13 protein-coding genes are annotated in these 17740 nt (G+C 42.8%); 5 read left to right on the top strand and 8 right to left on the bottom strand.

Annotation, left to right across the window (positions count from 1 at the left end):
* Window positions 1-31: 31 nt before the first annotated feature.
* The gene (gene agaR, locus H5182_RS09755) at window positions 32-802 is read right to left on the bottom strand and encodes a transcriptional repressor AgaR (protein ID WP_145240083.1); all 771 of its coding nucleotides are present in this window, start codon (window positions 800-802) and stop codon (window positions 32-34) included.
* Between the two features lie 263 nt (window positions 803-1065).
* Here agaR and H5182_RS09760 point away from each other — a divergent pair, with 263 nt between their 5' ends.
* The 3 genes from H5182_RS09760 (at window position 1066) to H5182_RS09770 (ending at window position 6771) form a co-directional block, all read left to right on the top strand.
* Window positions 1066-2439 carry a Gfo/Idh/MocA family protein gene (locus H5182_RS09760; protein ID WP_182730721.1) on the top strand — a complete coding sequence of 458 codons (1374 nt, stop codon included), beginning with the start codon at window positions 1066-1068 and terminating at the stop codon, window positions 2437-2439.
* Between the two features lie 96 nt (window positions 2440-2535).
* Window positions 2536-5373, top strand: coding sequence for a TonB-dependent receptor (locus H5182_RS09765; RefSeq protein WP_182759941.1), 2838 nt, complete (start codon window positions 2536-2538; stop codon window positions 5371-5373).
* A 105-nt stretch (window positions 5374-5478) separates the two neighbouring features.
* Window positions 5479-6771: a DUF3472 domain-containing protein gene (locus H5182_RS09770; protein WP_182735022.1), complete on the top strand. Its 1293-nt coding sequence runs from the start codon at window positions 5479-5481 to the stop codon at window positions 6769-6771.
* Here the strand turns inward: H5182_RS09770 and H5182_RS09775 are convergent.
* The 7 genes from H5182_RS09775 to H5182_RS09805 form a co-directional block, all read right to left on the bottom strand.
* The gene (locus H5182_RS09775; RefSeq protein WP_149982231.1) at window positions 6768-7490 is read right to left on the bottom strand and encodes a response regulator; all 723 of its coding nucleotides are present in this window, start codon (window positions 7488-7490) and stop codon (window positions 6768-6770) included. The genes H5182_RS09770 and H5182_RS09775 overlap by 4 nt on opposite strands.
* A gap of 93 nt (window positions 7491-7583) precedes the next feature.
* Entirely contained in the window at window positions 7584-9206 is a 1623-nt protein-coding gene (locus H5182_RS09780) for a sensor histidine kinase (protein ID WP_182759942.1), read from the bottom strand.
* Between the two features lie 12 nt (window positions 9207-9218).
* Window positions 9219-10760 (bottom strand): tripartite tricarboxylate transporter permease, encoded by a 1542-nt coding sequence (locus tag H5182_RS09785; protein WP_145240095.1) that lies wholly within the window; start codon window positions 10758-10760, stop codon window positions 9219-9221.
* A gap of 3 nt (window positions 10761-10763) precedes the next feature.
* Complete coding sequence (locus H5182_RS09790) at window positions 10764-11231, bottom strand: tripartite tricarboxylate transporter TctB family protein (RefSeq protein WP_145240097.1); 468 nt, start codon at window positions 11229-11231, stop codon at window positions 10764-10766.
* 11 nt (window positions 11232-11242) lie between these two features.
* Window positions 11243-12226, bottom strand: a complete 984-nt coding sequence (locus H5182_RS09795) for a tripartite tricarboxylate transporter substrate-binding protein (protein WP_182759943.1) — start codon at window positions 12224-12226, stop codon at window positions 11243-11245.
* A gap of 12 nt (window positions 12227-12238) precedes the next feature.
* Window positions 12239-13480 (bottom strand): OprO/OprP family phosphate-selective porin, encoded by a 1242-nt coding sequence (locus H5182_RS09800; protein WP_145240101.1) that lies wholly within the window; start codon window positions 13478-13480, stop codon window positions 12239-12241.
* Window positions 13481-13759: 279 nt separating this feature from the next.
* Complete coding sequence (locus H5182_RS09805) at window positions 13760-15406, bottom strand: methyl-accepting chemotaxis protein (protein ID WP_182717510.1); 1647 nt, start codon at window positions 15404-15406, stop codon at window positions 13760-13762.
* Window positions 15407-15709: 303 nt separating this feature from the next.
* Between H5182_RS09805 and H5182_RS09810 the strand changes: the two genes are divergently transcribed.
* Together H5182_RS09810 and H5182_RS09815 are read left to right on the top strand one after the other, a co-directional pair.
* Entirely contained in the window at window positions 15710-16987 is a 1278-nt protein-coding gene (locus H5182_RS09810; RefSeq protein WP_145240305.1) for an efflux RND transporter periplasmic adaptor subunit, read from the top strand.
* On the top strand, window positions 16984-17739 hold the full coding sequence (locus H5182_RS09815; RefSeq protein WP_182735021.1) for an ABC transporter ATP-binding protein: 756 nt from the start codon (window positions 16984-16986) through the stop codon (window positions 17737-17739). The genes H5182_RS09810 and H5182_RS09815 overlap by 4 nt, the downstream gene beginning before the upstream one ends.
* Window position 17740: the final 1 nt, after the last annotated feature.

The following is a 17740-nucleotide window of genomic DNA, read 5'->3' on the forward strand; positions in this document are numbered from 1 at the left end:
TCGTTAGATAATCTTTGTTTAGTTATGAAAGTTAAAGATCGAGAATATGTAACCGCACACCTGCATCTTCGAGCGCGGTTTTTATCTCTGCTGGAATTCCACTGTCTGTAACCAGTACGTTTATTTCACTGGCGGCAATAATCTTATGCACGCCTTTACGATTAAATTTACTAGAATCTGTTACTACTATGATCTCTCGCGATACTTCACACATCACCCGATTTAGCAGAGCTTCAAGCTCAAAGTGCGTTGTAATACCAATATCTTTTTCAAAGCCATCAACACCCAAAATTAACTTATCAAAGTGATATTGTTGTAAGTGCTGTTCAGCTTGGCGGCCATAAAATGACAGTGATTTTTTACGTAGCGTGCCACCAGTCATTAACACTTCAACCGATGGCGCATTAAGTAGTGAGTGCGCCACATTTAAGCCATTGGTCATCACAACTACGCCGTGGTGGCTGGTTAGATTTTTAGCGACTTCTTCAGTTGTTGTCCCTGAGTCTAAAATAATCGATTCACCATCCTTAATTAGACTCGCTGCAAATTTACCTAAGCGCTCTTTAATACCGCGATTTGCATCGTGTTTTTCTTTTAATGATAATTCTTGAGTTAAGCGATTACTGGCAACTGCACCACCACGGGACCGTACCAACAATCCTTTTTCATCCAACTCATTTAAGTCGTTACGGATAGTTACCGTTGAAACACCAAACAACTGAGCTAACTCAGGAACCTGCACCCGCTCTTGTTTGTAGACCAATTGCACAATCTCATGACGCCTTTCGATAGTGTTAAGCATGCCCGCTCTCTTTCATTGTTAACTTTCATTCATTGTACGCAGCTTTCGTTTACTTTCAATTCAATTTTTTTACATTTATCTTTAAACATTAAAAAGTGAAATTAAGCCATTGTAAATAAAGACTTTAAAATAAAAAATAAAAAACAACACCACCAAAACGAAAGTGAATGAAAGATTTTTATCTTGCATTGACATTTCATTGTGTGTACAAATAAAAGCCTGCGAAAACAAATTTACAAATAATAAACAATAAGGGCAATGTTATGGGCGATCTCAACCGTAGACGATTTTTACAATCAATGGCCGCAATTGCAGCAACCAGCGCGGCTTTGGGTTGTACCTCTACCACCAATTCCAAATCAATATTAAGAACCGCACAACAAGGACGTTCAACCCTTGGCTTAACAGTGCCAAAAATGGACGTAGTAAGGGTTGGCTTTATTGGCGTGGGTGAACGTGGTGTTGGTGCTGTTAAGCATTTTTGTCATCTCGATGGCGTTGAAATTAAAGCAATTTGCGATACCCACCAGGCCGTTGTAGACAGGGCCGTGAAGATTGTCGTTGATAAAGGTTTTAAAAAACCAGATACCTATGGCAAAAACGATCACGATTACCGTCGCATGCTAGAACGCCAAGATATTGATATTGTTATTATTTCAACACCATGGCAGTGGCATACGCCGATGGCTGTCGATACCATGGAAAGCGGCAAGCATGCTTTTGTTGAAGTACCAGCAGCAGTGACTGTAGAAGAGGCATGGCAACTAGTAAACACCTCTGAGCGAACTCAAAAAAACTGCATGATGTTGGAAAATGTTTGCTACGGACGCGACGAATTAATGGTTCTTAATATGGTTCGCCAAGGCGTTTTTGGTGAATTGTTGCATGGTGAAGCAGCATATATCCATGAGCTACGCTGGCAAATGAAAGAAATTGACCATAAAACAGGTTCTTGGCGTACACCATGGCATGCAGCGGTTAATGGTAATTTATACCCAACTCATGGCTTAGGCCCTGTTTCACAATACATGAATATCAATCGTGGCGATCGTTTTGACTATATAAGCTCGATGAGCTCGCCATCATTAGGCCGTGCAGCCTACGCTAAAAAAGAATTCCCCGCAGATCATAGCCGCAACAAACTTAACTATATTGCGGGTGATATGAATACCAGCATTATTAAAACGGTTAAAGGTCGCAGCATTATGGTGCAACACGATACCACCACCCCACGTCCTTATTCTCGTCATAACTTAATTCAAGGCACTAACGGTGTGTTTGCTGGCTTTCCAAATAGGATCGCACTTGAGCAAGGTGGCAGTAAAAGCTATCACGAGTGGGATTACGACATGGCTGATTGGTATAACAAATACGATCATCCGCTCTGGCAAAAAATGGGCGCTGAGGCTGAACGCAACGGCGGCCATGGTGGCATGGACTTCTTGATGTTTTGGCGGATTATTTTTTGCCTACGCAATGGCGAACCACTTGATCAAGATGTGTATGACGCAGCCGCATGGTCAGCTGTTTTCCCGCTATCTGTTGATTCTGTAGCCGATAGAAGTAACAGCAAAGACTTCCCAGATTTCACCCGTGGTCTTTGGCAGCAAGCAAAACCACTTGGCATTATTTCGTAATTAACCTCACGCGTGTTGGAGAAAAATACACTCAACACGCGTGGCAATAACTCAATAAAAAAACAACCATCAACAAGTAAAATACAGGTAACTATTATGAAAGCACAACTAAAACTGTCCACACTGTTTTTGTCTATGAGCGCCATCTTCAGTGGCACCTCGCTGGCAGCTGATGAAGACAAAAAAAAAGAAAAAGAAGCCGAAGCAGAGCAAGTCGAAATAATTGAAGTTAGAGGTGTTCGCTCGAGTATTAAAGAATCCCTGTATTTAAAACAACAAGCTGTGGGGGTTATGGATGCTATCGTTGCTGAAGATATCGGTAAGTTTCCCGACCAAAACATTGCCGAGGCATTGCAACGGATGACGGGGATTGCAATTACGCGTAACGGCGGCGAGGGCCAAAATGTTACCGTGCGAGGTTTAGGTGGTGACTACAACGTTACCACCGTTAATGGCCGACGCATGGCATCAGAGCATTCTAGCCGTAACTTTAATTTTGATTTAATCGCCCCCGAAATAGTCCAATCCCTCGAAGTATACAAATCCCCACAAAGTAAAACACAAGAAGGCGGCATTGGCTCAGTTATCAATATCAAAACCCGCAAACCTTTGGATTTAGATGGTTTCACTTTATCAGGCAGTGCCAAAGGCATTTATGAAGAACGTACTGGCGACACCAATCCACAAGCTTCGTTTTTAATTAGTGATACCTTTTTTGATAATACCTTTGGAGCGCTGTTTACAGCGGTATATTCTGAACGTACACAGCGTGAAGACTCTTATGAAGGTGAAGGTTTTTATGATCCAGACGAGAATGTTGATGTACGTATCCCAATCGATAGTAACGGTAACGGCAAGCTTGAAGATAATGAGCAATCATACCCATCGATTATTCCAGGCTACGTACGTTATTCAAATTGGCAGGATACGCGTGAGCGACTGGGTGCAAGCTTAGCGCTGCAATGGCGCCCGTCAGATAGTATAGATGTTAACTTTGACAGCATGTACTCACAATACGAAACCAATGGTGAGCAATATCAAATTTCATTTGTAACCTATGATGAATCTTGGACACCGGGGATCCCCGCTATCGGTGAAGTAAAGTTCAATGAAGATGGTAATGCTAATTATGTAGAACTAGTTGATGGCGCAATGGCTGAGCTGTTAAATGTGTCTGTGCCACGTAATACAGATACTTGGCAATGGGGTTTTAATACGGTTTGGTATGCCACTGAGAGCTTAACGGTTGATTTAGATATTTCACAGTCACAAGCTAAAAATGTCAGCAATGGTAACAATCGTTTTATTGTTGCACGTGGTTTTGTTGATGGTATCACTATCGACCAAACCGGTAGTAATATGCTGCCAGATGTGACCATGACCCCAGCACTGAGTGCAGAACAACCTTTTGGTGCGCATTACAGCTACAATTCAGGCACCGATGTGAAAGACCAAATAGAAGAGGTGCGCTTAGCAGCAACCTATATTCCCTCTTTTGAACTAGTGAAAGATATTCAATTTGGCGTTCATTACGGCAAACAAACCAAAGAACGCAGTGTTTATAAATCAAAAAATGCATCAATGTTCAGTAATGGTGGCGCTTATTTTAAAAACTCAGAATACGACAGTTTTGACGACTCAAGTGTTGAAGAGCTAGGCGGCTTAAACCTATTTCGTTTACCAGCAGATGTACTCGTGCCAGCTAACTTTGATAACTTCTTAGATGGTGAGCCTGGTAAACATCCGGATCCATGGGCAAGCTTTAATTACGACAAACTGTATGCTTTTTATGAATCAATTAATCCACAAGCGGCGCAAGATAAAATTGTCGCAAAGAACAGCCCAAAGGATTCATTCGCCCTTACTGAGCAGACCTTAGCGGCTTTTGTTGAAGCAAATCTACAAGGCGATATTGCTAAACTGCCTTTTGCACTAAACATGGGCGTCCGTGTAATACAAACCGATGTCACATCAGATGGTTACATCTTTGATGTTGATAATGTTCGTTACAATATAACCGAAAAAGATGGCGCATTAAGCTATCGCGTTGAGGGTGAAATTGAAGATTATTACACCCGCTCCACCACTGAAGAAAGCTACACCGACGTACTACCGAGCTTAAACTTTAAATTGCATCTACGTGATGACTTACTCTATCGTTTTAGTGCGGCTAAAGTAATCACACGGCCAAACTTAGATTATCTATCGCCTTATAGCTACTTAGATTTTAATAATGCCGAATACCATGCCTCAAACCCGGGTATTAAGCCACTAAGAGCCAATCAAATAGATACGACGATTGAATGGTATTTCTCTGACTATGGTGCACTAACCTTTGCAGCCTACTATAAAGACATCGAATCAGTGATTGCCCGCGGCCGAGTAGGCACTGCGCAAGTGGGTAATTATTTTAAAGATGGAGTGGCTGTAGAAGGCCCAGTTTTTACAAAAATCTCACCTACATCGGAAAAAGGCGCAACAATTTTAGGCTTTGAAACAGCTTATCAGCAGTCTTTTGACGAAATACTTCCAGCACCATTCGATGGCCTGGGTGTACAAATAAACTATACTTTCACAGACAGCAGCTATGACGACGAAGAGCTAAATGATCTGCCATTTGTGGGGATGTCTGAGCACTCGTATAACGCGGTTATTTATTATGAAAAAGGTGATTATCAAACCCGTATTGCTTATAACTGGCGCGACGACTACTTAGTCTATCCTGATGCATGGGGCGGACCAGAATGGGCGGCAGACTACGGCCAATACGATTTCAGTGCCAGTTACAATATCACTGAGAAAGTGCGAGTTGATTTAAGCGTAACCAACTTAACCAATGAAAGACAGTGGTCATACGTAAAAACAGAAGAACAAATTCGTCGCTTAGCGCGCTATGGTCGCTCGATTAGCCTTGGCTTTTCAGCATCATTTTAAGCTTATACCCAAACCACCTCAAGATGCAGAATTCACATCTTGAGGAGGCTTGGGTATACCCTCTTATATTAGCGCCGTTTGTCGGCGCTTTTTATGGAGCTCACTATGAGAGTTTTACTATTTATTGGTTCATTATTATGGACTTCATTTTCGCCATTTGCAGTGGCAAACCAAACCACGGATTACTTTATTCCCAGTTATGGCAATAGTGCTACTAGCCATAGTATCGCAGCAAATAAAAAACTGATTAGTGATGTGGGGATCACGCACTGGCAAGACTCTGCAATACCAGTTAATCACTACTTTTACCTGCCAACAAAAGCGGCTTTTAATTTAAAGTTGCGCGTAAAAGTTGCAGGCGATCGCAGCCAGCTTAAAGTCGACTTTAATCAACAGAGTCAGTTAATTACGCTCACTAATCAGCAATTTCAAGATATCGATCTTGGCGAGTTTCTGCCAGATCAAATCGGATACCAACAATTGCAACTTACCGGTATCGCTAAAACAGCTGACACCTTTGCTGATATTCAAGGTCTTATTGTCACGCTAGATAAAGAGTCGGCGGCGCCTTTATATGTAAAAGATGATATTTATTGGGGTCGTCGCGGGCCTTCCGTGCATTTAAACTATCCCATACCTGACAAGACTAAAAACTATCAATGGTTCTATTCAGAGCTGAGCGTACCACAAGGGTATGATCATCAAGGCTCGTATTTTATGGCCAATGGTTTTGCTGAGGGTTACTTTGGTATGCAAGTAAACTCTGACACTGAACGCCGAGTATTATTTTCAGTATGGAGTCCTTTTCAGACCGATGATCCAGCTGCTATTCCTGTGGAAATGCGTATTCAGCAATTAGCTAAAGGACATGATGTGTATACCGGTAAGTTTGGTAATGAAGGTTCTGGCGGGCAAAGCTATTTAGTATTCCCTTGGCAAGCAGAACAAACCTACCGCTTTTTATTGAAAGTAAATCCGACTGAAAACCTTGCTAATCATACCGACTACAGCGCATATTTTTATGATCCTATCGCCGCAAAGTGGCTGTTCATTGCTTCATTTAGACGCCCTAGTACAGATACATATGTGGCAAGGCCACACAGCTTCTTAGAAAACTTCATCCCTGATGCAGGGCAATTCGAGCGCAAAGCGCTATACAGTAATCAGTGGCTCAGAGATACTCAAGGCCAATGGCACTCGCTTGATAAAGCACAATTTACTTATGATGCAACGGCTGCCAAGCAATCGAGAATGGATTATCAAGGAGGCACTGAAAACGCAGGTTTTTACTTACGCAACACTGGCTTTTTTACAGGCCCAACTAAATTACACAGTGAATTTGAACGCCCAGTTGGTCAAGCGCCTGAGGTAGACTTAAGCGCTTTGCCAGATAACTAAGCCATTTTATAACAGCGCTCTGGCCGACCTATGCTGCCGTAGCTTTGGTCGGCACTGACTTGCTCTGCCTCTAGTAAATATTCTAAGTAACGGCGTGCAGTTGAGCGACTTACTCCTACAAGATCGCCCATTTGCTGTGCTGTAAAAGGCGTTTTTTTGTGCTCTTTAAATGCATCAATAATCTTTTTTAAAGTAAGCTGATCAACCCCTTTAGGCAGTCTAACCGGTGCTTTACTTTGTTCGCTTGAGCCAAATAAAGTGTCGACCATAGATTGGGTCACCTCGTTAGCATCAGACAAACACTGCTGGCGTGACTCAAATCGCGCTAACGCCTGATCAAGTCGATTAAGCATCAAAGGTTTAACCAAAAAATCACACGCCCCTAACTGCATTGCCTTTTCAAGAGTTTCGACTTCTTTGGCGGCAGTCAGTAGCATCACTTCGCTTTTAATTGAGCGCCGACGCAAGTCTGTTAATAACTCAAGGCCATTGCCATCTGGTAGATGGATATCAAGTAAGATCAAATCGGGCTCTATCGCCTGTAATAGTGCGGTAGCTGTACTTAAGTTTGCTGCAATACCAACTACTTGATACTGACCTTGACGCAAGCTTTGTCGGGCAGTTTGATTCCCCGCAACCCCATTCGGTAAAAGCAGGTATTGAGCAAGAAGTTGTGCAACTTCGAGCTCATCTTCGATGATAACTACTGAATATGTCATTTTTTATTACTCATTTTAGCGTTGCAATGTTAGCCCATTTACTTTTATTATTGTTTGCTTGGCCACTGCTTATTAGCCTAAATTACCTTAGGGTTATTTAGGAATATAGACGCTTAATCTCGCGCCTTTTAAATCTGACTCACCAATTTCTAAACTACCACCACACGAATCTAAATTAGTTTTCACTAAATATAAACCAATGCCATGCTCTGCCCCTGCTTTTGAACTGTATTGTGGGGTAAATATCACTTCATGGTCGTTACCCAAGCCAAAACCACTGTCTTCGACATCAAACAATAATGTCTTACTCGTTTCATCAACCGTGACTCGTACATGAGGTTCTCGATCTTTACTGGCTCTGATCGCCGCATCAATGGCGTTATCAATTAAGTTGCCCAAGATTGATACTACTCGTTCTAACATTTCAGTACGTGCGATGGCACCAAGTAAACTTTCTGGGTTTAATTCCAATACTACGTTTAACTCGCGGGCTTTATGGTATTTACCCACCAGCAAACCGGCTAACACAGGATCTTGAATACGTTCTAATAAATGGTGGATCTGTGCTTGTGAACCTTGGCTTTCTTGGCCGATCAATTCGATTGCTTGCTCATTTTTACCCATTTGAATAAGCGCCCCAATTAGATTTAGCTTATTCGAATAATCATGGGTTTGCACCCTTAACAACTCGGCAAATGCTTGTACTTTAGTAAGTTGCTGGCTCAAGTATTCAAGCTCATCAGCTGGGCGCAGAGTGAGTAAAATACCATCCGCCTGCCCTTGCACTTGCAATGAAAAACGCGACAACACCAAACGTTTATCCGCAGCAAACAACTCAAAGCCAACCATTTTACGACGCTGATTTCGTAATAAAAACTCAGCATGCTCTGGCAGTAAATCTTTCAGAGTTAATGACTGATTAATACAGACAACTGGTTTATCTAAAATTTCGCAAGCACGCTGAGTCAGTTTGCGTACTCGTCCGTCGGGATCAAGTGCAATAACACCGCTACGCATGGTATTTAAAATAGCGTCCTGCTCTGAAAACAACCTCGCTATTTCATCTGGTTGCAAACCAAAGATGGCATTTCTTACTCGCTGACCAATAAAGATAGCGGCAATAATACTCAAAGCAACTAACAACAAACCCCAAATCATAATTTCAACAATCCGCTCACGGATCAACGGCTCAACCGATTGCACTAAAAAACCGACCGAGACCAAACCAATAATATTTTGTTGCTCATCGTATACCGGCACTTTACCGCGAATGGATTCACCTAAGCTGCCCTGCGCCACTGAAATATAACGCTCGCCGTGTAACGCGTCTTGGCTATCACCGCCAACCATTTTTTTACCGAGTTTATTGCTATCTGGATGGACGATTCGATGCGCATTTTTATCACCAATAACAATAAAATCTGCGCCAGTTAGCTGGCGCAGATTTTCTATTTCTTGGTTGATTGCCACCAAGTTACTAGGGTTCTTTAAAGCTTTAACGACATCATCGCTTGATGCAATACTCGTCGCCACAGCGAGTGCTTTGTCACCAATGTGATCATGCAAACTTTGTGCGGTAATTCGATACACCAAACCGCCAAATAACACCGCTTGTAATACACACAGCCCTGTAACCCAAATTATTAACCGCGTTTCTAAACGCTTAGGCTTTTTAACTATGTTTTGCAGCGGATTTTGCGTCTTGGTGTAGCTCATTTTTTACCTCAATTATGCATGCTCTTGCTTCACTTTAAGCGCCGCTTTATCTGCCCGGCGTTGGGTTATAAAGTCTTTTAATGGAAATAACAACACTAATATTGAGATAATAAAAATGCTCAATGTTAGTGGGCGTTCCCATAAGAAGCTTAATGAACCATCCGAGATCATCATTGAACGACGGAAGTTACGCTCAATCATGTCGCCTAAAATAAAGCCTAGTAGTAATGGTGCCATTGGGAAAGCCAGTAATCGTAATACCAACGCCACCACAGCAAAGCCAACCATCATAAATAAATCAAAGGTATTAAAGGAAACTAAATACACACCAATTAAGCTGAAGAACAAAATCATTATCGTTAATACTGATTTTGGCATCGCTAATACTTTTGCAAAATATGGTATCAAAGGAAGATTCAAAATCAGCAATACGATGTTACCAAAGTACATGCTAACGATAACCGCCCAAAATACACTTGGGTTTTCTTGCATCAGCATTGGACCTGGCTGAATACCGTAAGCAATTAAGGCACCTAACATAATAGCCGTAGTACCCGAGCCTGGAATACCTAATGTCAATAATGGTACAAATGAACCGGTACATGCAGCATTGTTCGCTGACTCCGGTGCTGCCAAGCCTCGTAATGAACCTTTACCAAACTTTTCTTTTAAGCCTTTAGGCGCTAAGTTACGTTCCGTCGCATACGCCATAAAGCTAGCGATAGTGGCACCTGCACCCGGCAATACGCCAACAATAAAACCAAGTATAGACGAGCGGCCAATAACTGGCGCAATGTCTTTGATCTCTTCTTTGGTCAATTTAGTTGAACCGATTTGCGGTGTGTCTGAATCATTAATACTCTTAGTTTCTTTTTTCTCTGGACGCACTACATTAATAAGCGCCTCAGCCAGTGCAAAAGTAGCCATTGCCACTAATAAAAAGCTAATGCCATCAAGTAAGTCAGCTTGGCCTAACGTAAAACGCTCAGTACCAGATGATGGATCAATCCCCACAGTCGCGAGCATTAAGCCAAATACTGTCATCATCATGGCTTTTAAAAATTGCCCTTTATTAGAAAACGCCGCGATCGCTGTTAAACCTAAAAACATCAGTACAACGTAATCTGGAGATTGAAAACTCAGCGATACTTTTGCCAACAAGGGGGCTGCAACCATCAATAAAATTGCGCCTATGGTTCCGCCGATAAAGGAGGAGTAAGCGGCTATCGCCAATGCTTTGCCAGCATGACCTTGTTTAGCCAGCGGATAGCCATCAAAGGAGGACGCAACTGTACCCGCCACCCCTGGGGCATTAATTAAAATAGATGATGTTGAACCGCCAAAAATTGCACCGTAATACACCCCCGCCATCAGAATCATCCCCGAATCGGCACCGATGCTATAAGTAATTGGGATCATTAACGCAATAGCAGTAATTGGCCCAAGCCCCGGAAGCATGCCGATAAAGGTACCAACAAAACAACCCACTATGACATACAATAAATTGTTCCAGTCGAGTACGGTCGACAAGCCCAGCATAATTCCATCAAACATAACTTAACTCCACAGGTTGCCAGGAACCAAATAAATACCGAGCACTTGGGTCATTAAAAACCAAAACACTACAGCAACAGGGATAGAGGCCAATAAGAGAATAGCCTTGCGGCGCTCACCCATAACAAAAAAGCCAACTAATAAAAACGCACTGGTTGAGATTAAAAAGCCAATAGGCTCAAGCGCTGCGCTATATATCACCATCAATATAAGCAACCCGATTGTTCGCAATACATGTGACTTTTCGAGCGCATTATCTTCATCAACGGCTGCAGTTGGTTTAAGTAAAGTAGCCCCGATAGAAAGCAGACAAACGATAATACCAAATGCCGCATATACTTTAGGTAAGGTGGCAGAAGTAACCGTTTCATACTCTTCAAATGGGAGTAACGGAATTTGCCATGCAACAATGGCGTAGAGGGTAAATAGCGCCAAGAATAAACTTGGCCCTAGTAGTTCGCGATTCAACATAAAAGCCTCGATTAACGTGACGTACGAATAAAGCCGAGTTCTTCCATAACAACTTTAAGCTGTGCTTCTTGCTGTTCAAGTGACTTTATAAATTGATCTTTTTCTTGGAATAGGTTTAACCAACCGTTACGTGCACGGACTACTTCCCACTCTGGAGTGGTTTGTAATTTACGTAACTTCTCGGTGTATTCTGCAAGTTTATCAGCCGGTAAATTAGGTGCCGCGAAGAAACCACGCCAATTAACAAACTCCATATCATAACCAAGTGATTTTAAGGTTGGAATTTGTGGATAATCTGGTAGTGCCTCACCAGAGGTCACAGCTAGAATGCGGGCTTGACCGCCATTAGCGACTTCTAACGCTTCGCTAAGTCCGGTAGAAAGTAAGTTAACCTCGCCAGATAACATCCCTGCTTTGGCTTTACCACCCGCGTCATAAGGGATATAACGCAAACGACGTCCGTCAAGGCCTGCCGCTTTAACTGCTTGCGCTGCAACTAAGTGATCCATGCTGCCACGTGCAGAGCCACCAGCTACTTTTACAGAGCCTGAATCTTCTTTCATTGCTGCGATCACATCCTGCCAGGTTTTAAATGGCGAATCGTTACGTACTACAAACGCACCGTAGTCGGCAATCATACTGGCAACGGGAGTTAAATCACGGTAGCTGTAAGGAATTTTACCGGTTAGTGCCCGCAACACGATAGGTGTTGAGTTAACCATTAAGATATCGCCTTTTTTAGTACCAGACTCAATCAGATAAGCGATTGCACGGCCACCGCCGCCGCCCGACATATTTTGAAAAGACGCATTATCTTCAATACCCGCTTTCACTAAACCTTCACCCACACCGCGTGCTGTGGTATCCCAGCCGCCACCAGGGCCGCCCGGTACTAAAAAGTGAATGTCAGCCATAGCAAACGGACTGCTTAGTACTAACGATGCCGCAAGTACCGTAGTTTTAAATGATTTAAATGATTTTTTAAGTAAGTTCATCTCAATTTACTCCTAAAATAAATACTGCATGCGCGCACTAAAGCCCATACCTGAGTCTTCATCACCCACTAACGCAGTTGCGCCTGGACCCTCTACATCGCTGTAGATCAAGTTGCCCATAAATTTGATATCGCTGCTGATATAATAGGATGTGCCTAGGGTATAAGTAGTTACTTCAGTACCTTGCGTGCTACTTGTTGCATCCATTTGTGATACTCGGGCGACAAGCTCCCACGCATCTTTAATGCCTTTAGGTTGTACAAATAATGCTGAACCGGCTTTGTACCTGCGTTGCTCACCACCTAAGAAGTAGCTCGCTGATACATGAAAACCATCATAACGCTCGCCATCAAGCGGGTCGGCGCCATTAACAGCATCGAGTGTGCGGCTTGCGTATTCAGCCTCTAGCGTTAATGCATCAGCTTGATACGCAAACTCAAGACCACTTTGCGACAAACTATCCAATGCCACGGCATTACCACCCACCGCATAATCAACAAGACGTACATTGGCTTCACGTATTTCGCCACGGGCAAAGCGCGCACCTAACTCGTTACCACCCATATCACGGTATGAATGCCACGCACCTAAATGAATCACATCGCCTGGGGCTGCGCTTGACCAAGTAACACGTCCCGTTGCAGCGAGTGTTAGTTGATCATCTTCGTCATGACCCGTCGCACCAAAGGCATCATTTTTATAAACACCAACGGCATAACGAAAACCACTGTCTTTAAAGTATTGAGACGCTGACGCTCCCCAACGGAAGAACGGCGAAAAAGTATTGGCTAGCGTACTGCGCTCTATAGTATTGGTATGCTTAGAGCTCGTTAAGCCATTTAAAGTGATGTCTTCACGGATTTTACCCGCTTTAATTTTTAGACCATTATCGAAATTATAACGAACTCGCGCCATCACGATTTCTGCTGTACCTTCGGCAAATTCAAGCAGTAACTTGTGATCCCAGTTACCATGCTCACTTTCAACATAAGTACGGATACGACGCGCAAAAAAATCACCGCCCGCATCACCGTCATTATTCGCGTTATATGCACCATCAAAATAGTTGTAATCAAGTTGCACTCGACCACCAAATTCCAAATTAAAGCCGCTAGACTTCTTCAGCGCAGCGACTTCTTTTTGTAGTTCATCTAGTTGCTGCTGTAATTTTTCAGTGTCATTGGCAGCGAATGCTGAGGTACTTGCTAGCGCTGCTGCAATGGCTAAAGCCAATTGTGTGTTACTTGCTTTCATTGGTTGTTCTCTCCACACCTGTTGATGATTTTGTTGTCGTTAGATGAGCGACTACACACTGCTATCTGTCTTCGAGCATAGTGTTAACGTCAGATTAACGAAATGTTTAGAATTTAAGCTGCATTGATCTGCTTAAAATGCATTTAGCGCATAAAAATCACGCACAATATGCACAAAACTACAGTTTAATAACTCGTTGATTGTAATTGATTATTTATTGAGGTTTAGCTAAAAGAGGCATCTTAAGGGGTGATAAATAATTCACCCCCTTGATAATACTTATACTTTAAAGTTGCTTACTAGGTTGTCTAACTGTTGACACTGCTGTGCCAATGCTTGGCATGCACGCTCAGCCTGATCCACTTTGTCTAGCATATTGCCACTTGATGTCGCGATACGTTGCACATTGATATTCACATCTTCACTCACTTGGCTTTGCTGCGTGGCAGCAGTGGCAATTTGCATGTTCATATCGTTAATAATGGTAACTGCGTCATTAATACGCTGCACCGATTGCGCGGCACCGCGAGAGTGCTCAATCGTTTGTTGACCGCTTTTGGTACTGGCTTGCATTGCACCAACCGCTTGATTGGTGCCTTGTTGGAGCTTTTCAATCATGGCGTTGATCTCTCCGGTACTATCTTGCGTGCGACTCGCTAATGAACGCACCTCGTCAGCAACGACCGCAAAGCCTCGCCCCTGCTCACCCGCGCGCGCGGCTTCAATGGCCGCATTTAGCGCTAACAAATTTGTTTGATCAGCAATACCACGGATAACATCAAGCACAGTGGCGATATTCATTACATCTTGCTCTAAGGTGTTTATTACGTCGCTCGATGCCGAAATGTCGGTCACCAGTTGATTAATTAACGAAATGGTTTCTTCAATTGTGGCTTTTGCTACATTGGCATCATTATTAGCAGTACTTGTGGCACTGGCCGCATCATTAGCGTTTTGGCTTACGTTATCACTGGTCGTGCTCATTTCATTTACCGCAGCTGCCACTTGCTCACTTTCTATTTGCTGATTACTGGCTTCACTTAATACACTTGCAGTAATAATGCGCAAACTTTCAGTTTCATTGCGCACCTGTTCAGCCGAGCCGACAACCGCCAATACTGTGTTATGAATTTTACTGATAAAGGTATTAAACGAACGCGCAAGCGCACCCATTTCATCGTTTGACTCACTGTTTAACCGTTGCGTGAGATCGCCTTGGCCACTAGCTATGTTTTCTAATGCTAACTGCATTTTCTTTAACGGCGCCAAAATAACGGTAGACAGCAGCCAAGTTGCAGCTATTGATAAAACAAAGCTCAATACAATACCAAACTGCAAAGCAAAGCTAGCAGACTCTTGATTAGCGGTTACTTCAATTAAAGAATTTGTAAGTTTGGCATCTATTTCATCACGCATGCTAGTAACATTTTTGCGAATACGCGCTAACACTGCTTCCATATCTTGTTTATGCTCAGCTAAGTAACTAGCCGCAAGCTGGTGATCACTAAAAAGTGCTTGGTAGTAACGAGACCAAATAGCGACATCGGCTTTGATATTCGTAACCCGCTGTGCATTGATCGCATCAATGTAGCCAGACTTCACCAGCTTTAATGGGCTAGAAAGGCGCGCGTCGATACGGACTATATTATCTCGGTACTCTGCAAGCTGTACTATATAGTTTTGTTTGTCGCCTTGTCCTAGCACCATGCTCAAACCTGCCGTTTTCACCTGAAAGAGATCACGATAGCCGTCTTCAAGATCGTCCAGCACCGTTCGCACCTCTAAGCTTATAAAACTGTTAAGTCGAGCTTGCTCTTTAAACGTATACAACACGTAACCCGACAACACCGAAAAAATAACTAAGGCGACGACGACAGGAATAGCAAATTTAACTCGAAAGCTAAGGTTATTTATAAATTGGCTCATTTTTATCACTTATCAGTTTGCGGGCAATGGGAGGGTGTGTTTAAAAGAAAAATAGCGCTATGTACCTGAAAAAACAAATAAACTAAATGAACAAAAAGAATTAAAAAACCTAATAGCCACGACCATTCCAAGTATATTTATTAAGCCCTATAAGCCACACTCCCACTTTTAATTTTATTTTCCCAAAGCTGGGAAACTGCTTCTAACAATAAAAAAGCAAACCAAGCAATTTCAATCACTTATAGTTTGGCATGTTATTCGCTTTAGGCTATTCAATTGCCTTAACAACAAATTACCAATGCCATGGATATAGATAGCACCTTAAAACGCAGCACCAAACCGAGTCAGCGTAAAAAACTCATATTTGGCACCTTACTTATTAGCATAGCGCTTATTATTTGGCTGATTTACTCATGGCTAGCACCTACCACATTGGCGGCTAATCAACTGCAAATAGCCACCGTAACTCAAGCTGATTTTGTAATAAAAATACGTGGCTTTGGCCGTTTAAAATCAAAGTATCAGCGTTATTTAACCAATACCGATAGCGCCATGGTCGAAGCTATTCATGTATACCCCGGCACCCGCGTCAATAAAGACACCGTTATTTTAACCCTGGTAAATCCACTACAAGCGCAACGTTTATCAGTCGCACGGCTCGAATTGGCAAGACAAAAAGCCAGCGCTAACGAACAAATAATCAATCAAAAGAGTCAGCTATTAGAGCGCCAAGCAAGCCTGACTATTTTAAAAAGCGAGCTTGAAAGTGCCCAACTGCGTGCACAGGCCGAAAGTAAATTAATCGAGCAAGGCATTGTTTCAAGCCTTGATTACAAGCGCAGTTTATTAACCGTGAAGCAACTAGAGCAACGTGTTGATATTGAAAAGCAACGCTTAGTCCAATTAGCCGATATGCACCATCAGCGCAGTAAAATTCAACAAGAGCTATTAAGCCAATTTGAATTGAACTATCAAGTACAACAGCAAGCCTTTGATGACTTACAGGTCACCGCCGGCATTGACGGCATGCTGCAAGAGCTTAATGTAGAGCTTGGTCAAAACCTTACACCAGGTACACGCCTCGCCATAGTAGGCTCAGATACCGCTCTCAAGGCTGAGCTTAGTGTGCAACAAAGCGATGCAGAAAAAATAGCTTTAAATATGCCAGCAAGAGTAAACACGTTTAGCACGGGTAATAGTGGCGAAGTAATCGCAACTGTCACCCGTATTGACCCTATCGTCAGTGATGGCCGCGTGATGATTGAACTTGATTTAACAGGTTCGTTGCCAGCTAACGCACGCCCAGATTTAAGTATTGAAGGGTATGTAATAAGCCACGTCATACCCAATGCACTCACCGTTAACTTACCCACCAAAGTGCAAGCCGATACTGACGCTACGCTTTTTAAACTTAACCCGACTACCCATTTAGCACACCCCACGCAAATTGAATTTGGTACACTCAGTGATAACAAAATTCAACTGCTGAGCGGCGCTAAAGTGGGTGAACAGCTGATCATTTCAGATCTCTCTAAATGGCAGCATTTGGCAACTATAAAAATAGAACAGGAAAGTTTATGAACACCAATACACTTATCTCATTAAAAAATATCGCCAAGGTTTATCGCAGCCAAAATGTTGAAACCTACGCCCTCAAAAATATCGACCTTGAAATAAATCAAAGCGATTATATTTGCATTAGTGGCCCATCAGGTTGTGGTAAATCAACGCTGTTATCTTTACTTGGCTTGCTAGACAGCCCTACCGAGGGGCAATATTTTATTAAAAACGTCGATACCAACACCCTCGACATGGACCAACAGGCAGAGCTGCGTAATTTACATATTGGCTTTATTTTTCAGTCATTTAATTTAATAGATGAACTTTCGGTGTTTGATAACGTAGCATTGCCGCTGACCTATCGTGAGCCTGCTATGAGCCAAGCTGATATTCAGAGCGCAGTAAAGCATGCTCTTGATGAGGTTGAAATGGGGCACCGCGCCCAACATAAACCTAATCAGCTCTCTGGTGGGCAACAACAACGTATTGCTATTGCCCGCGCCCTTGCCGGTAAACCCAGTATTTTATTGGTTGATGAGCCAACCGGTAACCTTGACTCTAAAAATGGTGATGCAGTGATGGACTTGCTCGACGCACTGAATCAAAAAGGCACTACCATTTGTATGGTAACCCATGATTTACGTTACGCAGGACGCGCAAAAACTCAGCTAAAACTACTCGATGGCGAAATTATCTCGTATTCGCAAGCACGCCAAGATACGCACACTGAAAATACCAGCGCTGTATCCGCTGATACTGCCGAGGTGATTTAAC

This window comes from Pseudoalteromonas sp. SG44-17 (assembly GCF_014164235.1).
GTDB lineage: Bacteria > Pseudomonadota > Gammaproteobacteria > Enterobacterales > Alteromonadaceae > Pseudoalteromonas > Pseudoalteromonas rhizosphaerae.

Coding starts and splice junctions, on each gene's coding strand:
- agaR (WP_145240083.1), bottom strand. CDS start 802: ATGCTTAACACTATCGAAAGGCGTCATGAGATTGTGCAATTGGTCTAC.
- H5182_RS09815 (WP_182735021.1), top strand. CDS start 16,984: ATGAACACCAATACACTTATCTCATTAAAAAATATCGCCAAGGTTTAT.
- H5182_RS09770 (WP_182735022.1), top strand. CDS start 5,479: ATGAGAGTTTTACTATTTATTGGTTCATTATTATGGACTTCATTTTCG.
- H5182_RS09805 (WP_182717510.1), bottom strand. CDS start 15,406: ATGAGCCAATTTATAAATAACCTTAGCTTTCGAGTTAAATTTGCTATT.
- H5182_RS09810 (WP_145240305.1), top strand. CDS start 15,710: ATGGATATAGATAGCACCTTAAAACGCAGCACCAAACCGAGTCAGCGT.
- H5182_RS09780 (WP_182759942.1), bottom strand. CDS start 9,206: ATGAGCTACACCAAGACGCAAAATCCGCTGCAAAACATAGTTAAAAAG.
- H5182_RS09760 (WP_182730721.1), top strand. CDS start 1,066: ATGGGCGATCTCAACCGTAGACGATTTTTACAATCAATGGCCGCAATT.
- H5182_RS09765 (WP_182759941.1), top strand. CDS start 2,536: ATGAAAGCACAACTAAAACTGTCCACACTGTTTTTGTCTATGAGCGCC.
- H5182_RS09775 (WP_149982231.1), bottom strand. CDS start 7,490: ATGACATATTCAGTAGTTATCATCGAAGATGAGCTCGAAGTTGCACAA.
- H5182_RS09795 (WP_182759943.1), bottom strand. CDS start 12,226: ATGAACTTACTTAAAAAATCATTTAAATCATTTAAAACTACGGTACTT.
- H5182_RS09800 (WP_145240101.1), bottom strand. CDS start 13,480: ATGAAAGCAAGTAACACACAATTGGCTTTAGCCATTGCAGCAGCGCTA.
- H5182_RS09785 (WP_145240095.1), bottom strand. CDS start 10,760: ATGTTTGATGGAATTATGCTGGGCTTGTCGACCGTACTCGACTGGAAC.
- H5182_RS09790 (WP_145240097.1), bottom strand. CDS start 11,231: ATGTTGAATCGCGAACTACTAGGGCCAAGTTTATTCTTGGCGCTATTT.